General features: G+C 74.5%; 18 protein-coding genes. 7 read left to right on the top strand and 11 right to left on the bottom strand.

What is annotated here, in order from left to right; genetic code table 11:
• Nucleotides 1-3 precede the first annotated feature (3 nt).
• The gene (locus HCN51_RS04515; RefSeq protein ID WP_168007053.1) at nucleotides 4-1710 is read right to left on the bottom strand and encodes an acyl-CoA dehydrogenase family protein; all 1707 of its coding nucleotides are present in this window, start codon (nucleotides 1708-1710) and stop codon (nucleotides 4-6) included.
• Nucleotides 1711-1915: 205 nt separating this feature from the next.
• On the opposite strand from HCN51_RS04515, the gene HCN51_RS04510 reads away from it, so the two are divergent.
• Genes HCN51_RS04510 through HCN51_RS04485 form a run of 6 tightly spaced genes read left to right on the top strand, consistent with a single transcriptional unit; the run spans nucleotide 1916 to nucleotide 7092 of the window.
• Nucleotides 1916-2596, top strand: coding sequence for a CBS domain-containing protein (locus HCN51_RS04510; protein WP_168007051.1), 681 nt, complete (start codon nucleotides 1916-1918; stop codon nucleotides 2594-2596).
• Nucleotides 2597-2621: 25 nt separating this feature from the next.
• Complete coding sequence (locus tag HCN51_RS04505; RefSeq protein WP_168007049.1) at nucleotides 2622-3740, top strand: 4Fe-4S dicluster domain-containing protein; 1119 nt, start codon at nucleotides 2622-2624, stop codon at nucleotides 3738-3740.
• A complete protein-coding gene (locus HCN51_RS04500) occupies nucleotides 3737-4540 on the top strand; it encodes an FAD/NAD(P)-binding protein (protein WP_168007047.1) in 804 nt (267 codons plus the stop codon). Before HCN51_RS04505 ends, HCN51_RS04500 begins: the two co-directional genes overlap by 4 nt.
• Complete coding sequence (locus tag HCN51_RS04495; RefSeq protein WP_168007045.1) at nucleotides 4537-5286, top strand: NADH-quinone oxidoreductase subunit B family protein; 750 nt, start codon at nucleotides 4537-4539, stop codon at nucleotides 5284-5286. Before HCN51_RS04500 ends, HCN51_RS04495 begins: the two co-directional genes overlap by 4 nt.
• A complete protein-coding gene (locus HCN51_RS04490) occupies nucleotides 5276-6580 on the top strand; it encodes a nickel-dependent hydrogenase large subunit (RefSeq protein ID WP_168007043.1) in 1305 nt (434 codons plus the stop codon). The genes HCN51_RS04495 and HCN51_RS04490 overlap by 11 nt, the downstream gene beginning before the upstream one ends.
• On the top strand, nucleotides 6577-7092 hold the full coding sequence (locus HCN51_RS04485; RefSeq protein WP_168007041.1) for a hydrogenase maturation protease: 516 nt from the start codon (nucleotides 6577-6579) through the stop codon (nucleotides 7090-7092). The genes HCN51_RS04490 and HCN51_RS04485 overlap by 4 nt, the downstream gene beginning before the upstream one ends.
• Here the strand turns inward: HCN51_RS04485 and hypE are convergent.
• From hypE to HCN51_RS04450, 7 genes are all read right to left on the bottom strand, one after another.
• A complete protein-coding gene (gene hypE / locus HCN51_RS04480) occupies nucleotides 7016-8065 on the bottom strand; it encodes a hydrogenase expression/formation protein HypE (RefSeq protein WP_168007039.1) in 1050 nt (349 codons plus the stop codon). The genes HCN51_RS04485 and hypE overlap by 77 nt on opposite strands.
• The gene (gene hypD / locus HCN51_RS04475; RefSeq protein ID WP_240972397.1) at nucleotides 8062-9210 is read right to left on the bottom strand and encodes a hydrogenase formation protein HypD; all 1149 of its coding nucleotides are present in this window, start codon (nucleotides 9208-9210) and stop codon (nucleotides 8062-8064) included. The genes hypE and hypD overlap by 4 nt, the downstream gene beginning before the upstream one ends.
• Complete coding sequence (locus tag HCN51_RS04470; RefSeq protein WP_346433532.1) at nucleotides 9194-9415, bottom strand: HypC/HybG/HupF family hydrogenase formation chaperone; 222 nt, start codon at nucleotides 9413-9415, stop codon at nucleotides 9194-9196. The genes hypD and HCN51_RS04470 overlap by 17 nt, the downstream gene beginning before the upstream one ends.
• A gap of 45 nt (nucleotides 9416-9460) precedes the next feature.
• Nucleotides 9461-10306 carry a universal stress protein gene (locus HCN51_RS04465; protein WP_168007035.1) on the bottom strand — a complete coding sequence of 282 codons (846 nt, stop codon included), beginning with the start codon at nucleotides 10304-10306 and terminating at the stop codon, nucleotides 9461-9463.
• Nucleotides 10307-10418: 112 nt separating this feature from the next.
• Nucleotides 10419-11267, bottom strand: coding sequence for a universal stress protein (locus HCN51_RS04460; RefSeq protein WP_168007033.1), 849 nt, complete (start codon nucleotides 11265-11267; stop codon nucleotides 10419-10421).
• A gap of 97 nt (nucleotides 11268-11364) precedes the next feature.
• Nucleotides 11365-12270 carry a universal stress protein gene (locus tag HCN51_RS04455; protein ID WP_168007031.1) on the bottom strand — a complete coding sequence of 302 codons (906 nt, stop codon included), beginning with the start codon at nucleotides 12268-12270 and terminating at the stop codon, nucleotides 11365-11367.
• Nucleotides 12271-12363: 93 nt separating this feature from the next.
• The gene (locus tag HCN51_RS04450; RefSeq protein ID WP_168007029.1) at nucleotides 12364-13260 is read right to left on the bottom strand and encodes a sigma-70 family RNA polymerase sigma factor; all 897 of its coding nucleotides are present in this window, start codon (nucleotides 13258-13260) and stop codon (nucleotides 12364-12366) included.
• A gap of 173 nt (nucleotides 13261-13433) precedes the next feature.
• On the opposite strand from HCN51_RS04450, the gene HCN51_RS04445 reads away from it, so the two are divergent.
• Nucleotides 13434-14075, top strand: coding sequence for a response regulator transcription factor (locus HCN51_RS04445; protein WP_168007027.1), 642 nt, complete (start codon nucleotides 13434-13436; stop codon nucleotides 14073-14075).
• A gap of 3 nt (nucleotides 14076-14078) precedes the next feature.
• Here HCN51_RS04445 and hypF read toward each other — a convergent pair whose 3' ends face one another.
• From hypF to HCN51_RS04430, 3 genes are read right to left on the bottom strand one after another with little or no spacing between them, the layout of a single operon-like run.
• A complete protein-coding gene (gene hypF / locus HCN51_RS04440; protein WP_168007025.1) occupies nucleotides 14079-16412 on the bottom strand; it encodes a carbamoyltransferase HypF in 2334 nt (777 codons plus the stop codon).
• Nucleotides 16413-16422: 10 nt separating this feature from the next.
• A complete protein-coding gene (locus HCN51_RS04435) occupies nucleotides 16423-17079 on the bottom strand; it encodes a CBS domain-containing protein (protein ID WP_168007023.1) in 657 nt (218 codons plus the stop codon).
• A gap of 52 nt (nucleotides 17080-17131) precedes the next feature.
• On the bottom strand, nucleotides 17132-17596 hold the full coding sequence (locus tag HCN51_RS04430; RefSeq protein WP_168007021.1) for an ATP-binding protein: 465 nt from the start codon (nucleotides 17594-17596) through the stop codon (nucleotides 17132-17134).
• Nucleotides 17597-17612 lie beyond the last annotated feature (16 nt).

The raw sequence follows: 17612 nt of genomic DNA, 5'->3' as shown, positions 1-17612 counted from the left end.
GTGTCATGACGATTCCTGGGGGGCGGCGCGGTCGTACAGGACGTCCGCGATCAGGTCCATGTCGGCGAGCAGGCCGCGCTGGGCCGCCCGTATGTCGTCCGCGCGCAGGCCCTCAAGCCCGGCGCCGTCGCCGGTACGCAAGCTCTCCGGCCCGGCGCCGCCGTCAGCGCGCAAGCTCTCCGGCCCGGCATCGCGGGCGGGCAGGGCGCCGAGCACCCAGCGCGCGCCCTCTTCGGCGATCTTCATCGCCGCTTCCCGGGCGAAGACGCGGCTCACGGCGGCGAGCGCGGCCGGGGTGAAGCGGCGGTCGGCCTTGTCCGGGAGCCGGCCGTCGAGGGCGGCGGCGGCGCGCCTGGCCAGGCTGCCCGCGGCTTCGCCGTAGGCGATCAGCTCGCCGAGCCGCAGCAGGACGTGCTGGTTGCGGGTGAGCCGCCCGGTCCGGCAGGACTCCAGGACGGCGGCGAGGCCGTCGAGGGCGAGCGCGGCGGTGGCGGCGCCGGTCCGCGCGGGCAGCGCGGCCGTCGCGGCGGCGGCGTCGCGGTAGCAGGCGCCGCGCGTCTTGAGGTGCTGCTGCCAGCGGTCCCTGGCGATGGTCATCTCGAGGATCTCGGAGGTGCCCTCGTAGATGGTGGTGATGCGCACGTCCCGCTTGATCTTCTCGACGAGGTACGGCTTGGTGTAGCCGTAGCCGCCGTGGGCCTGGATCGCGGCTTCGGCGGCGGCGTTGCCGGCCTCGCTGGCCAGGTACTTGGCGATGGCGCCCTCGGTGTTGAGCGAGCCCTCGCCGGCGTCGATGCGGGTCGCGGTCTCCTCGATGAACGCGCGGGCGGCCTCCAGCCGTACGACGTGCGGCACGATCAGCTTGTGCGTGTAGCCCTGTTTGGTGGACAGGGTGGCCCCGGCCTGGACGCGGTCGAGGGAGTAGCGGATCGCGCGCTCGGTGGCCTCCCAGCCGCCGCCGAGCCCGAAGGCCGCCACCATGAGCCGGGTGTAGCCGAACACGTTCTGTGCCTGTGTCAGGCCCTGGCCCGCGGCCAGGCCGACGAGGTTCTCGGCCGGGACGAACACGTCGTCGAGGTAGAGCGCGGCCGTGTTGGACAGGCGGATGCCGTGCTTGTCCTCGGGGGGAGCGGTGGAGAAGCCGTCGGCGCCGCGTTCCACGACGAACCAGGACGGACCCGAGGGGGTGAGCGCCAGCACGCTCCAGGCGTCGGCGATGGAGCCGTTGCTGATCCACTGCTTGCGGCCGTTGATCCGGTAGCCGCCCTCGACCGGGGTGGCGGTGGTGCGCAGCGCGCCGAGGTCGCTGCCCGCCTCGGGCTCGGTGGCGCCGTAGGCGAACAGGATGCCCTCCTTGGCGATCCGGCCGAGCCAGCGCTCCTTCTGCTCCATCGTGCCGCCGAACAGGATGGGGTCGCTGCCGAGGAACGTCGCGAACACGGACGTGGCCACGCCCAGGTCGAGGCGGGCCAGGCGTTCGCAGATGCGGTAGGAGTCGAACGCGCCGCCTCCCATGCCGCCGTAGTCCTCCGGCACGAACGCGAGCTGGACGCCGAGCTCGTCGCCGCACATCCGCCTGATGGTCTCCTCGGGGCAGACGTCGTCGCGGTCCAGCTCCAGCAGGCGTTCCTCGGGCAGTGCCGCGGCGACGAACTCGCCGAGCGCGTCGAGCATCAGGTCGAGTGTTCCGAGGTCGAGTCCATCCGTCATGGCTCGCCTCCCTCTTCATGGCTACGGGTTTCCCAGGACCGTAGAGCCGCGGGTGCGGGCGGGGGCAGGCACGGAGGACCCCTCGGGAAGGGACTTTCGTCCTGAATCGGGAGCGCTGACGAAGGACCGCCGTGCTCGGGACTTCCGTCCCTATCTGCGGCGCCGTCGGGCGGATGTGATGGGGGCGGCTGCAGAGGAGGCAGGCATGCGTATGACCGTCGCGGACGTGATGACGGAGAAGGTCGTCACGGTCACCGCCGCCACCCCGTTCAAGGAGATCGCGGAGACGCTCATCTCCGGCGGCATCAGCGCCGTCCCCGTCACCGACGACGACCGGCACGTGCTCGGCGTGGTGTCGGAGGCGGACCTGCTGCGCAAGGAGGAGTTCCGGGAGCAGTTCTACCGCGAGGGCTACCAGCCGCCGCTGCGCGCCCGCATGCGGCACCCGAAGGGGCGGCAGAAGGCCGCGGGCGACACCGCCGCCGAGCTGATGACCAGCCCGGCCGTCTGCGTCTCCCCCGAGGCGTCCGCCGTCGAGGCGGCCCGCCTCATGGACACCCACGACGTCAAGCGGCTGGCAGTCGTCGACTACAACGGCCGGCTCGTCGGCATCGTCAGCCGCCGCGACCTGGTCAAGCTCTTCCTGCGCGCGGACGAGGACATCGCCGTCGAGGTGCGCGAGGACATCCTCGTCCGCAACCTGTGGGTCGACACGAGCGGCGTCGAGGTGGAGGTGCACCAGGGCGTCGTGACGCTGTCCGGCTGGATGGAGCGCCGCAGCGAGGCCGGCATCGCCGCCCGCATGACGCACCGGGTCAACGGCGTGGTCGACGTGGTCGACAAGCTGGCGTGGAAGCAGGACGACTCCCTAAGGGAGACCCGCTGACAGCGGTCCGGGAGGGGAGCAGGACATGGAAGCGGCCGTCCTCGACACGCTGGATCCCCTGATCGGCGCGTTGCGCGAGCGCGGGTACGCCGTCGTGGGCCCGACGGTCCGCGACGGCGTCATCCGCTTCGCCGAGCTGGACTCGGCGGCCGGCCTGCCGGCGGGCCGCACCGACGAGCAGGCCCCCGGCGCGTACCGGCTGCACGAGCGCGGCGAGCTGGTCTTCGGCTTCGCCGCGAGCCCCGACTCCGTCAAGCGCTGGACGCATCCGCCCCGCTCCACGCTGTTCCGGATGCGGGACGGCGTGCCGGAGCCGGCCGCGGTGCGGGCGCCGAAGGTGGCGCTGCTGGGCGTGCGGGCCTGCGATCTGGCGGCGCTGGCCGTGCAGGACCGGGTGTTCCTGGGGGGCCGGCATCCGGACGAGGCGTACCGGGAGCGCCGCGCGGCGCTGTTCCTCATCGCCGTCACCTGCGCGGTGCCGGGCGGGACGTGCTTCTGCGCCTCCCTGGGCACGGGCCCGCGCGTCACCTCCGGCCTGGGTCCGGAGCCGGCCGAGCCGACCGGCCCGCACGCCACCACCGGCTTCGACCTGGCGCTGACGGAGCTGACGGGCCCGCACCGGTTCCTGGCGGAGCCCGGCAGCGAGCGCGGCGGCGAGCTGCTGGCCGCGCTGCCGTCCCGCCCGGCCGGGGACGCCGACCTGGAGGCCGCCCGCGCGGTCGGCACGGCCGCCGAGGCGCGGATGGGCCGCCGCGTCGATCTCGGCGGCGTCAGGGAGCGGCTGGCCGGGCGGCGCGAGTCGCCCGTCTGGGACGAGATCGCCTCCCGCTGCCTGACCTGTGCCAACTGCACGATGGTCTGCCCCACCTGCTTCTGCGTCACGGTCGAGGACGGCACCTCCCTGGACGACGGCACGGCCGAGCGCACCGAACGCTGGGACTCCTGTTTCACGCTGGAGTTCAGCGAGCTGGGCGGCGCGCCGGTGCGGTCCTCGGGGGCGGCCCGCTACCGGCAGTGGCTCACGCACAAGTTCTCCACTTGGTTCGACCAGTTCGGCACCTGCGGCTGCGTCGGCTGCGGCCGGTGCGTCACCTGGTGCCCGGCCGGCATCGACATCACCGAGGAACTGGAGCGGCTGCGATGATCCCGTCCCCGTACCGCGTCCGCTCGCGCCGGCCCGACCGGGCCGACACCGTCACGCTCACCCTGGAGCCGGTCGAGGGCGCGTGCCCGCCGTTCCTGCCCGGCCAGTTCACCATGCTGTACGCGCCGGGCGTCGGCGAGATCCCCATCTCCATCAGCGGCCGGGCCCGCTCGGGCGGGTACGTGCAGACCATTCGCGCCGTGGGCGCGGTGAGCCGGGCTCTGTGCCGGGCCGGACGCGGTGACGTCATCGGGGTACGCGGCCCCTTCGGCACCCACTGGGACCTGTCCCAAGCACACGGCATGGACATGGTCGTGGCCGCCGGCGGGCTCGGCCTGGCTCCGCTGCGGCCGGTGATCCGGGAGCTGGCCGCGCACGGCGCCCGGTACGGCCGCATCAGCCTGATCGCCGGCACCCGGACGCCGGCCACGCTGATCTACCCGCGTGAGCTGGCCCGCTGGGGACGCGACTTCGACGTCCAGGTGACCGTGGACCATCCCGACCGGGCGTGGAAGGGGCCGACGGGGCTGATCACCAAGCTCGTCGGCCGGATCGTGTTCGAGCCGCGCCGTACCTGCGCGTTCGTCTGCGGCCCGGAGATCATGATGCGCGCCACCGCCGAGGAACTGCTCAAGCGGGGGGTGCCCGCCGAGCGCATCGTGCTGTCGGTGGAGCGCAACATGAAGTGCGGCATCGGGCGGTGCGGCCACTGCCAGCTCGGCCCGCTGTTCACCTGCCTGGACGGGCCCGTGCTCACCTACGACCGGGTGAGCGACCTGCTGGCGGTGAGCCAGCTGTGACCAGGCTCGCCGTGTGGAAGTTCGCCTCCTGCGACGGCTGCCAGCTCACTTTGCTGGACTGCGAGGACGAGCTGCTGTCCGTCGCCGCGCGCGTGGAGATCGCCTACTTCCTCGAAGCCTCCAGCGCCCGCGGCCCGGGCCCCTATGACCTGTCCCTGGTGGAGGGGTCGATCACCACCCCGGACGACCTGGAGCGGATCAAGCACGTCCGCCGCGTCTCCAAGCACCTGGTGACGATCGGGGCGTGCGCCACCTCCGGCGGCGTGCAGGCGCTGCGGAACCTGGCCGACGTGCGCGCGTTCGCCTCCGTCGTCTACGCCCGTCCCGACTACGTCAAGACGCTGGAACGCTCGACGCCGATCTCGGCGCACGTGCCCGTCGACTTCGAGCTGCGCGGCTGCCCGATCGACAAGCGGCAGCTCCTGGAGGTCATCGGCGCCTTCCTCGCCGGTCGCCGCCCGGTCGTGCCCGCGCACAGCGTCTGCGTCGAGTGCAAGGCGCGCGGCAACCCGTGCGTGCTGGTCGCCCACGGCACCCCGTGCCTCGGCCCGGTCACCCAGGCCGGCTGCGGCGCGCTCTGCCCGGCGTTCAACCGCGGCTGCTTCGGCTGCTTCGGCCCCATGGAGAGCCCGAACGCCGCCGCGCTCAACGCCCTCCTGCGCGCCGCCGGCATGGACGACGACGCGCTGAAGCGCGTCTACCGCACCTTCAACGTCACTTCCTTCGGAGACAGCAGTGACGCATAAGACGATCCGCGTGGGCGGCCTGACCCGGGTGGAGGGCGAGGGCGCACTGCTCGTACGCGCCCGCGACGGCCAGATCACCGACCTGCAGCTCAAGATCTACGAGCCGCCGCGCTTCTTCGAGGCGCTGCTGCGCGGCCGGGCCTTCACCGAGCCGCCCGACCTCACCGCCCGCATCTGCGGCATCTGCCCCGTCGCCTACCAGATGAGCGCCTGCCAGGCGCTGGAGTCGATCTGCGGCGTCACCGTCGAGGGCCCGCTGCGCGACCTGCGCCTGCTGCTCTACTACGGCGAGTGGATCGAGTCGCACGCCCTGCACGTCTACCTGCTGCACGCCCCCGACTTCCTCGGCCACCCCAGCGGCGTCGCCCTGGCCGCCGCCCACCGGCCGCTGGTCGAGCGCGGGCTGGCGGTGAAGAAGGCGGGCAACGAGCTGGTCGCGGCCGTGGGCGGGCGCGCCATCCACCCGGTCAACGTGCGCCTCGGCGGGTTCTACCGCGTGCCCTCCCGGGAGGAGCTGGCGCCCGTCGCCGCCCGGCTCCGGCAGGCGCTGGACGCCGCGCTGGCCACCGTCGAATGGGTGAGCGGCTTCGACTTCCCCGACGTCGAGCACGATTACCGGTTCCTGGCGCTGCGCCACCCCACCGAGTACGCCATCCTGTCCGGGGAGGTCGCCGTCAGCGACGGCACCTCCTTCCCCGTCGAGGACTGGCCGCGGCACGTAGCCGAGGAGCAGGTGCCGTACTCCACCGCGCTGCACGCCCGCCTCGACGGCCGCCCCGGCTACCTCACCGGGCCGCTGGCCCGCTACGCGCTCAACGCCCCGCTTCTGTCGCCGCTGGCCGCGCGCGCCGCCGCCGGCGCCGGGCTCGGGCGGGTGTGCCGCAACCCGTTCCGCAGCATCGTCGTGCGGGCGGTGGAGCTCGTCCACGCCTGCGAGCAGGCGCTCGCCCTCATCGACCGGTACGTCCCGCCGGAGCGGGCGGCGTCGCCGGTCACGGCCCGCGCCGGCGTGGGCCACGGCGCCTCCGAGGCGCCGCGCGGCACGCTCTACCACCGCTACCGCATCGACGATGGCGGCCTGGTCACGGAGGCGGACATCGTGCCGCCGACCGCCCAGAACCAGGCCCGCATCGAGGCGGACCTGCGCGCCCTCGTCGAGCCCCGCCTGGACCTGCCGGTCGCCCGGCTCACCGAGCTGTGCGAGCGTGCGATCCGCAACCACGACCCGTGCATCTCCTGCTCCGCGCACTTCCTCGACCTGCGGATCACGCATGACCAGGCGGGTCACCCATGACCAGGACCGTCGTCATCGGGCTCGGCAACGACTACCGTGGCGACGACGGCGCCGGGCTCGCCGCCGCCCGCGTGCTGCGCGACCTCGGCGTGCCCGCGGTCGAGAATGCCGGCGACCCGGCCGAGCTCATCGAGGCGTGGACCGGCGCGGACGTGGCCGTCCTGGTGGACGCCGCCCGCTCGGCGGACCCGCCCGGCACCGTGCGCCGCCACGACGGCGTGCCCTGGCTGTCCCATGGCGGGGCGAGCACGCACGCGCTGTCCCTCGCCGACGCCGTGAGCCTGGCCCGCGCGCTGGGGCGGGCGCCCGGCCGGCTCGTCGTCTACACGGTCGAGGGCGGGGACTTCGCGCTCGGGCGGGGCCTGTCGGAGCCGGTGGCGGCGGCGGTGCGGGCCCTCGCCCGTACGATCGCCCGCGACCTCGACGGGCGTGCGGTCAGCAGATCCGGGGAAGCTGCTCCCCCACCAGCATGTCGACGACCCGGTGCGAGCCCACCAGCGTCCGCATGGTGACCCGCCCCGGATGCGCGGCGACCACGGTGCCGATGCGGGTGGCGGCCGACCCCTCCGGGAGCGCGCGCATGGCGGCGAGCACCGTGCCGGCCCTGGCCGCGTCCACGAACGCCACCAGGCAGCCCTCGTTGGCGACGTGCAGCGGGTCCAGCCCCAGCAGCTCGCAGGCGGCGGCGACCTGGGCCGGGACGGGCACGGCCGGTTCCTCCAGCTCCACGCCGACCCCGGAGGCGGCGGCCAGCTCGTTGAGCGCGGAGGCCAGGCCGCCCCGGGTGGGGTCGCGCAGCGCGTGCACCCCGCAGGAGCCGGCCGCGATCATCGCGGCGGTCAGGCGGTGCAGCGGCCTGCTGTCGGAGGTCAGCTCGCTGTCGAAGCCCAGCCCCTCGCGGGTGCTCAGTACGGTGACGCCGTGCAGGCCGATCGGCCCGGACAGCAGCACCGCGTCGCCAGGGCGGCCGCCGGCGGCGGCGACGTGCGCGCCGGGCAGCCGCACGCCGATGCCGGTGGTGGTGACGTAGAGGCCGTCGGCCGCGCCCCTGCCGACCACCTTGGTGTCGCCGGTCACGACCCGCACGTCACACGCCTGCGCGGCGCGCGCCACGGACGCGGTCACGCGGCGCAGCTCGTCGAGCGGCAGCCCCTCCTCCACGATGTACGCCAGGCTCAGCGCGACCGGGACGGCGCCCCGCATGGCCAGGTCGTTGACCGTGCCGTGCACCGCCAGCGAGCCGATGTCGCCGCCCGGGAAGAAGCGCGGCGTGACCACGAACCCGTCGGTCGACATCACCACCTCCGGCGCCCCGGTGGCGACGATCGCGGCGTCCTCCAGCGCGCCGGCGCCGAGGCGGGGGGTGAGGTCGGCGAGCAGCTCGGCCATGAGCTGCCCGCCCGAGCCGTGCCCGAGCAGCACCCGCTCGTTCTCGGCCAGCGGGACGGGGCACGTGGCGGCGACCGGGTCGAAGCTCGTGGTCATGGCATCTCCTGGATCGGGGCGGAGCGCGTGGTCGCGGCGCGATCTTTCGCGGGGTCTTCTGGCGGCTCCTGGCGGGTGCGGCCCGCGTTGTGGAAGGCGGCGCAGGTGCCCTCCGCGGACACCATCGGCGCGCCCAGCGGCCGGCGCGGCGTGCACAGGGTGCCGTAGGCGGCGCAGTCGAGCGGGGTGCGCGTCCCGCGCAGGATCTCCCCCGCGATGCACTCGGGATGCTCGTCCGCGCGGACGTCGCCGACGCCGAACCGCAGCGTGGCGTCGTAGCGGGCGAACTCCGGCGCCAGCACCAGCCCGCTGGCCGGGATCTCGCCGATCCCCCGCCACGTCTGGTCGCCGACCCGGAACACCCGCCGCACGGCGTCCTGGGCGTGGGTGTTGCCGGTGCGGCGGACCGCCCGCGCGTACTGGTTCTCCACCTCGGAGCGCCCCTCCTCAAGCTGGCGGACCGTCATGAGGATGCCTTCCAGCAGGTCGAGCGGCTCGAACCCGGTGACCACGATCGGCACCCGGTACCGGGCGGCCAGCGGCTCGTACTCGGTCCAGCCCATCACGGCGCACACGTGCCCGGCGGCCAGGAACCCGTCCACCGCCGCCGACTCCATGATCGCGGCCATGGCCGGCGGCACCAGCACGTGGCTGACCAGGACGCTGAAGTTGTCCAGCCGGTCGCGCGCCGCGCGCAGCACGGCCATGGCGTTGGCGGGCGCGGTGGTCTCGAAGCCGACCGCGAAGAACACGACCTGCCGGCCGGGGTTCGCCGCGGCCAGGCGTACCGCGTCCAGAGGCGAGTACACCACCCGCACGTCGGCGCCGCGCGCCTTGGCCGACAGCAGGTCGGCGCCGGAGCCGGGGACGCGCAGCATGTCGCCGAAGGAAGTGAAGATGACCTCGGGGCAGGCGGCGATGGCCAGCGCCCGGTCGATGGTGGCCAGCGGCGTCACGCAGACCGGGCAGCCGGGCCCGTGCACCATGCGCACCGGGATGAGCTCGTCGATGCCCTGCCGGACGATCGTGTGCGTCTGCCCGCCGCACACCTCCATGATCGCCCACGGCCGGGTGGCGGCGGCCCCGATCTCCCGGACGAGGCGGCGGGCGAGCACGGGGTCGCGGTACTCATCGAGATATCTCATCGAGCCCTCCCGGGATGGCCCGCAGCACGGCGAGCGTGCGCAGGGCCTCGTCCTCGTCCAGGACGGAGATGGCGAAGCCGACGTGCACGATCACGTAGTCGCCCGGCCGGGCCTCGGGCGCGTAGGACAGGCACACCTCGCGGCGCAGCCCGTCGAAGTCCACGGTCCCCATGTCGCCGTCGCGGGTCACGATCTTTCCCGGCACGCCCAGGCACATCGCGGCCTCGCCTCCTCCCCTGCTGTGGCCGGACTACTGGGCGCGGACCACCGCGACCGTGCAGCGGGCGTGGTGCAGGACGCCCCTGCTGACCGAGCCGAGCAGTGCCGAGCTCACGGCTCCGCGCCCGTGGGAGCCGACGACCAGCAGGTCCGCCTCCTCCGACGCCCGGCTGAGCGCCTCGACGGCGTCGGCGTAGCGGACGTCCTCGGTGACGGCCACGTCCGGGTGCAGGCGCGTGAACGGCTCGACGAGCTCCCGCAGCTGCTTCTCGCGGGCGGCCCTGTCCTGCTCCACCTCGTGCGGCAGCTCGGCGCCGAACGCCGGGACGGGCCGCCGCCAGGCGTGCACCGCCCGGAGCCCGCAGCCCCTCAGCGCCGCCTGCTCGAAGGCGTACGCCAGCGCGGGCCGGCACTCGGGCGACCCGTCCACCCCCACCACGACCTGCCCGAACGTGGGCCGCCTGGCCCCGTGCACGACCACGACGGGAGCCTCGGCGTGGCCGGCCACCTGGTCGCTCACCGACCCCAGGAGCGGGCCGGTGATCCCGCCCAGCCCCCTGCTGCCCACCACCACCTCGACGGCCGCCTTCCCCTGCTCGCGCAGGATCACCGCGGGCGTCCCCTCCTCCAGCCGGGTCGTCACCTCGACGCTGGGCTGACGCTCGTGCACCAGGGCCACCGCCTCGTTGAGAGCCTTCTGGGCCGTACGGCGCAACTGGTCCGGCCGGTCCGGGTCCGGGAACTTCGCGATCTGGTACGGCTGCCGGTCCACCGCGCAGACGAGCCTCAGGGGCTGGTGCATGCGATAGGCGTCATTGGCGGCCCAGGCCACGGCGGCACGTGCCGGAAGGGAACCGTCGACCCCCACAACAATCATGGTGTCCTCCTTCGTTGCTCACCATCAGACCGGAGGCGAGAGGGGGTGTGCAGGGCCGGAAGTCCCGGCCGCCCGGAGTCGAAGGGCCATGCGGACGCCCGTCATGTGCCCGTCATGTGCCCGTCAATGTTCCTTCGTGCCGCGGCCGTACGACGGCGACCGGGCAGGTCACGTGGTGCAGCACGCCGTGGCTGACGGATCCGAGGACGGCGGAGGCGAAGCCGCCCAGCCCGCGCGAGCCCACGACCACCAGGTCGGCCGTGGCGCCGGCCCTGGCCAGCACGTCCACCGGGTGCCCGGTCGCCGTCTCGTGCGTGAAGTCGAGGTCGGGGTTCTTCTCGCGCCAGCTCGCCACGCTCTCCGCCACGTCGCGGGTCTCCTCCTGGTAGGCGTCCGCGAGGAGGCTGTTGTAGGCGGCCTGGTGCGGGGTGAGGAGCGGCGTGCGCCAGGCGTGCAGGACGTGCAGCCGGGCTCCGTGGGCCCTGGCGTGGTCGACGGCGTACTGCATGGCGGTCTCGGCGTGCTCGGAACGGTCGTAGCCGACGACCACCCGCCCGTGCCGGGTGGCGGCGGCGTCCCGGACGATGACGGCCGGGCCGGCCGCGTGCCCGGCCACGGCCAGGCTGACGGAGCCCACCAGCATCGCCTGGAACTCGCCGAGCCCGCGGCTGCCGAGCACCACCTCGGCGGCGGTGGCCGACTCCGCGAGCAGCCGCTCGATCACGTTGCCCTGGAGCAGTTCCGTGGTCACCTCCAGGTCGCCGGCCGCCTCGCCGGCCCGCTCCCCTGCCGCGGCGAGCGCTTCCGCGCACCGGCCGGCCGCGTGCTCGGCCGGCCATGACGCGCACACGTGCACGACGCGCAGGCCCAGGCCCTTGCGCCGGGCGTCTTCCGCGGCCCATTCCACGGCCGCGCTCGCGGCGGCGGAGCCGTCCACGCCGACGACGATGTGTCCAGCCATCAGGTGCCCCTTTCCTCCGGATCTGTTGCGTTCAGCGTCGCCCGGGAGGCGGGGTGAAGCTTGGGGACGAGGTCCCGGATGAGAGGGTCTTTGGTCCTCAGCCCGCTCCGGTGGCGAGCGGCGCGAGCGTCACGGTACGACCGCCGCCGTACGGCTCGGGCACCACGGCGACCGGGCACGGGGCGTGGTGCACCATGGCCTGGCTGACGGACCCGTGGAGCAGCCCGCGCAGCTCGCCCAGGCCGCGCGTGCCGACGACCAGCAGGCCGGCCGTGCGAGCCGCACGCAGCAGCGCCCGGCGTACGGGCTCGTCCACCGCCTCGACCTCGGCGCGCAGCTCGGGGCAGGCGCGCAGCCAGTGGTCGAGCTCGTCCCAGGCCAGCCCGCGCACCTGGACGCGCAGCTCCTGCGTGTCCGCGCCCCTGTCCCACTCGCGCCGTGCGATCAGGGCACGGACCGGGACGCCGAGCCGGCGCGCCCGCTCGGCGCCGAACGCCAGCGCGGCCCTGGAGGAGGGCGAGCCGTCGAAGCCGACCAGCACCTCACCGGGGTCACGCTCGGGGCTTCCCCGTTCTGCGCTCCCGCGCATGACGATCACCGGGCAGCGGGCGCGGGCGGTGACGTGACCGGTCACCGAGCCGGCCGCCAGCCCTCTGACCTCGCCGTAGCCCCGCGTGCCCAGCACGATCATCGCCGCGTCCGCGGACACCTCCGCCAGCAGCACGGACGGCGAGCCCCGATCGGTCAGCGTGATCACGCGCACGTCCGGGTGGTGCCGCCCCACCCAGGCGACCGCCGCTCCGACCAGCCGCCGGGCGGGCCGCCGCACGAGCTCGAGCGGCACCAGCTCGCCGGGCCACTCGTGGTAGGGCCAGTCCCAGGCATGGCACACGGTCAGCGGCAGTCCCCTGCCGCCGGCCTCGGCGGCGCCCCATCGCAGGGCCTCCCGCGCCGAGGGGGAGTCCTCGTAGCCCACCACCACACCCAGATCGCCGGTGTCCATCGCCGCCTCCGCAGGCTCGCTCTCCCCTCAGGCTCGCGCGGCCGGGCGCCCTCCCGCAGGGGCGTCCCTCCCCTGCGGGAGGGACTTTGGTCCTCAGCTCGCCCACGCGCGCAGGCCGTGCGACCGCCCCTGGCCACGCAGCCTGGTGAGGGACTCCTGCTCCAGGCGGCGCACCCACTGCGGCGTCAGCCCGAGCTGCTCGGCGATCTGCCGGTACGTGTGCCGCTCGTGCCCGTCCATGCCGAACCGCATCCGGACGACGAGCGCCTGCCGTGGCGCCAGCCCCTCCACGAGGTGGCCGAGGACCTTCTTCAGCTCCCGCTGCTCGACGAGCCGCTCGACGGCCTGGCCGCCGTCGTCCGCCAGCAGGTCGCCGAGGGTGTACCGGTGGTGCTCCTCCCCCGCCAGCACGTCGAGGCCGACGCAGCTGCCGGGCAGCCGGCGCAGGTACGCGAGCCTGGCCGGCGCCTGCCCCGCCTCCTCGGCCAGCTCCTGCTCGGTGGGGGCGCGGCCCAGCCGGTGCAGCGCCCGCGCCTCCGCCCGTCCGACCGCGGCCAGCTCGTCCTGCACGGCGATGGGCAGCCGCACGGTACGGGCGTGCTCCAGCCCGCGCTGGATCGCCTTGCGGATCCACCAGGTCGCCACCGTGGAGAACCGGTTGCCCCGCGCGTGGTCGAAGCGCTCCACGGCCTCGATCAGCCCGAGGTTGCCGTCCTGGATGACATCGGCCAGGGACATGCCCCGGTGGGCGTACCGCTTGGCGACGGACACGACCAGGCGCAGGTTCGCCTCGATGAGATGCCGCCTGGCCGCCCGGCCGTCGGCGACCACGTCCTCAAGGGCCGGCTCCGCGGCGCCCTGCCGGAGCAGGCGGAAGGCGCGGGCTCCCGCGTCCATCCGCTCGGCGAGCGCGACCTCCTCGGCCGCGGTCAGTAACGGCGTGCGGCCGATCCGCGCCAGGTAGGCGCTCACCTGGTCTGCCTCGCTCATCACCGTGCCCCCTGTCCGTCGCGCGCCGGCCCTCCTGGCTGGTCCCCTCCAGGACACGCTGGAGATCGCCCCGCGCCCAGCGTCGTACGGCCTCACGACGCGGGACCATCGGCAGGCCGGATTCGGGACCTTCGTCCTTTCGAAAGCGCTTCCGCTTCGGTAGCGTCGGCCTCATGATTCGTGTGTTCCTGCTCGACGATCACGAAGTCGTCCGGCGCGGCGTGGCCGCCCTGCTGGACTCCGAGGACGACATCGAGGTGATCGGCGAGGCGGGCACCGCCGAGTCCGCTCTCGCCCGCATCCCGGCGCTCAAGCCGGACGTGGCGGTCCTGGACGTGCGGCTGCCCGACGGGAACGGCGTGGACGTGTGCCGTGAGGTGCGCTCCAAGCTGCCGGGTCTGGCGTGCCTGATGCTGACCTCGTTCGCCGACGACGACGCGCTGTTCGACGCGGTGATGGCCGGGGCCGCCGGTTACGTGCTCAAGCAGATCCACGGCTCCGACCTGGTCGGCGCCGTCCGCACGGTCGCCTCCGGGCAGTCGCTGCTCGACCCGCAGACCACCGCCGCCATGCTGCAGCGGCTGCGCGACCAGGCCGCCAGGAAGGACCCGCTGGCCGCGCTGACCGAGCAGGAGCGCAACATCCTCGACCTCATCGGCGAGGGGCTGACGAACCGGCAGATCGGCGAGCGCATGTTCCTGGCCGAGAAGACGGTCAAGAATTACGTCTCCAACCTGCTGTCCAAGCTCGACATGCAGCGCCGCACCCAGGCCGCCGCCCTGGCCGCCCGCCTGCGGGCCGACCGCAAGGACTGACGGTCAGGCAGGTGACAGCCGCGCCGCCGCCACCGCCGCCTGGCCGTAGCTGATGCCCGCGTCGTTGACCGGCACCCGCTCGCCGATGTACGGCTCGAACCCGGCCGCCGACAGCCGGGCCAGCACGCCGGTGGCCAGCAGCCGGTTCTGGAACACCCCGCCCGCCAGGCACACCTGGGTGACGTCGTGCTCGGCGGCGGCCCGCTCGCACAGCAGCACGGTGACGGCCGCGACGGTGGCGTGGAAGGCGGCGGCGATCCGGCCCACCGGCTCGCCGTCGGCCTTGGCCTCCAGCAGGTCGCGCAGCGTGGCCACCGCGTCGTAGACCCACAGCCCGTCGCGGCGCTCCAGCCGCCAGGCCAGCGGCTCCGTCCCGGGGAAGCCGCCGGCGGCCTGCTCCAGCCGGGTCGCGGCCTCGCCCTCGAAGCCGTTCACCTCGCACAGGCCCAGCAGCGCGGCGGCGGCGTCGAACAGCCGGCCGGCGCTGGAGGCGGCCGGGCAGTTCACCCCGCGCGCGATCATGCGGGCGATGACCTCCTCCCCGGGCAGCCCGCCGGACCCGGAGCCGGGCAGCCTGCCAGGTGCGGGGCCGGGCAGCCGGCCGCGTGCGGGGCCGGTGCCGAGCTCGCCGCCGAGGAGGTAGCCGAGCGCCATCCGGGCGGGCCGGCGCACGGCCGCCTCGCCGCCCGGCATGGGCGCGCGGGAGAAGCGGCCCAGCCGCCGGTAGCCGGTGTAGGAGGCCAGCAGCAGCTCCCCGCCCCAGAACGTGCCGTCGTCGCCGAGGCCGAGCCCGTCGTAGGCCACGCCGAGGAACGGCGGCCGCAGCCCGTGCTCGGCGGCGACGGCCGCGACGTGCGCGTGGTGGTGCTGGACGGCGATCCGGCTCGGCCAGCGCCGCGCCAACCGGGTCGACAGGTAGCCGGGGTGCAGGTCGTGTGCGGCGTGCACCGGCTCGATGCCGTGCAGGCGGGACAGGTGGGCCAGCGCCTGGTCGTAGGCTTCCAGCGTCTCGGCGTCCGACAGGTCACCGATGTGCGGCCCGAGCACCGCCCGCTCGCCGTCCGCGAGGGTGAAGGTGCTCTTGAGCTGGGCTCCCACGGCCACCAGCGGCGGCGCCGCCGCGGGCAGCCGCAGCAGCGCGGGGGCGAGCCCGCGCCCGCGCCGGATCGTGATCGAGCGGCTGCCGAACGAGCGGATCACCGAGTCGTCGTAGCGGGCCACGATCGGCCGGTCATGCGTGAGGACGCCGTCCACGGCCAGCCCGCGAACCTCGTCGATCGGCATGGGACTGTCGGCGTGGTTGGCGCTGGTGACGACGAGCGGGCGGCGCAGCGCGTCCATGAGGAGGTGGTGCAGCGGCGTGTACGGCAGGAACACCCCGATGTCCGGCATGCCGTGGCAGACGCCCGGAGAGAGGACGCCGTGGCGGCGCGGCGCCAGCACGATGGGCGCGGCCGGGCCGGTGAGCAGGGCACGGTCGGCGTCGGAGAGCGCGGCCAGCGCCCCCGCGACGACCGGCGCGCGCACCATCACGGCCAGCGGCTTGCCGTCGCGCGCCTTGATCTCCCGCAGCCGGGCGACGGGCTCCTCGTTGATGGCGTCGCACACCAGGTGGAAGCCGCCCAGCCCCTTGACCGCGACGACGGCGCCGGCCGCGATCGCGTCGGCGGCGGCACGCAGGGCGGCGTCGCCGGTCATCGCCTGCCAGCGCAGCCGGGGCCCGCAGGACGCGCACGCGATCGGCTCGGCGTGGAAGCGCCGGTCGGCCGGGTCGTGGTACTCGGCGGCGCAGGCCGGGCACATCGCGAAGCGGCGCATCGACGTGCGCTCCCGGTCATAAGGCAGGCTCTCGATGATGGTCGCCCGGGGGCCGCACGCCGTGCAGTTGATGAACGGGTAGCGGTAGCGCCGGTTGGCCGGGTCGAACAGCTCGCGCCGGCAGTCGGCGCAGGTGGCCAGGTCGGGCGGGATCTCGCTGCCGGCTTCGGACGTGAGGTCGCTGTCCACGATCTCGAACCCGGCCGCCGGCGCGAACTCGCCGCCGGTCTCCAAGGTGAGCTCGCCGCCCGCGGCGTCGGCCCCTGAGGCCCGCTGGTCCGGCGTGCCGCGGGTGACGATCACGTCCCGGATGCGGGCGGCGCCGGGCCGCTGGGCCCGCAGGCCGGCCACGAACGCCTCCAGCGCCGGCTGCGGGCCGGCCGCTGAGATGACGACGTGGCCCCCGGCGTTGCGCACCCGGCCGCGGATCCCGATGGAGGTCGCGAGCCGGTGCACGAACGGCCGGAAGCCGACCCCCTGCACGATCCCGTGCACCTCGATCCGCCAGGCGGCGTCCATGATGCCGCTCCTACAGCAGGGGCGGGACGACGACGAGGTCGTCCTTGTCGGCGACGACCTCGCACACCACGTCCACGACGCCCTCCACGTCGCGCACGGCCTCGGTCAGCGCGATCACCTGCGAACGCCACCGCACCCGCCCGCTGATCTTCACCACGCCGGCCTCGACCTCGACGGCGAACGGGCCGGTGTCGGGCAGCGCGGCCCGGATGTCGGCCTCCAGCTCCGCCGCCGGGCGGGTGAAGACGCGCAGCACGTCCCGCTGGTGCAGGGTGCCCACGATGCGCCCGGTGGCCTGGTCGACGACCGGCAGTTGCTTGATCCGCCGCTCGTGCATCAGCCGGGCCGCCTCCCGCACGCCCGTCCCCGGCGTGACCGTGATCGCCGGCGACGTCATCAGCTGCGCCGCCGTGATCCCCGCCGCCTTGTCGTGCTCGCGCCGCTGCCGCCGGGTCTCGAACATCGACACGCTGTGCCGTACCGTGTCGATCTCCTTGAGCAGCAGGTCGTCCTCCGAGACCACGCCCACCGGCCGCCGGTCGGTGTCGATCACGGTGACCGCGCCGACCGCGTACCGCTTCATCGCGGCTACGATGTCGGCGAACGACGCGTCCGCCAGCACGGCGATGGCCACGCGTCCCATGACGTCCTTCACTTCGATCGGCATGACGATCCACCTCGCTTCCAGCACCCACGTTTCCGTACGGCGGCCCGCGCGGTCAGCGGCGAACGTCCCCGGTCATGCCGCCGAAAGTCCCACTCACCTCGCGGGCCGCCACCGGATCGGCCAGGTCCTGGCAGGGCAGCCGCATGCCGAGCCGCACGGCGGTCCCGGCGGGGCCGGTGGTGAAGACGGCCTCGTCCGCCAGGCGGCGCATCAGCCAGATGCCGCGCCCGCCGGGGGCGCCGGGCGGCGGGAGGGGCGCGTCGGCGAGCGCCGGCGCGGGGATGCCCGGCCCCCGGTCGCGGACCTCGCACAGCAGCACGCCGTCCGCGCGCCACAGCGCCAGCCAGCCCTGCCCGCCGCCGTGCTCCACCGCGTTGACCACGCACTCGTTGATCGCGATGAGGAAGTCGTCGAGCCGCTCACCACGAAGTCCCCGGTGGCGCGCCGCGACCCGGAGCACGTGGCGGGTGCGGTTCAGGCAGTGCTCGTCGAAGCGCAGGACGGTCATCCCGGACATCACGTCATCCGATGTC

This window comes from Nonomuraea composti, from assembly GCF_012034275.1.
In the GTDB taxonomy this organism is placed as follows: Bacteria; Actinomycetota; Actinomycetes; order Streptosporangiales; family Streptosporangiaceae; genus Nonomuraea; species Nonomuraea composti.
This window is presented reverse-complemented; position numbering and strand designations above follow the sequence as displayed.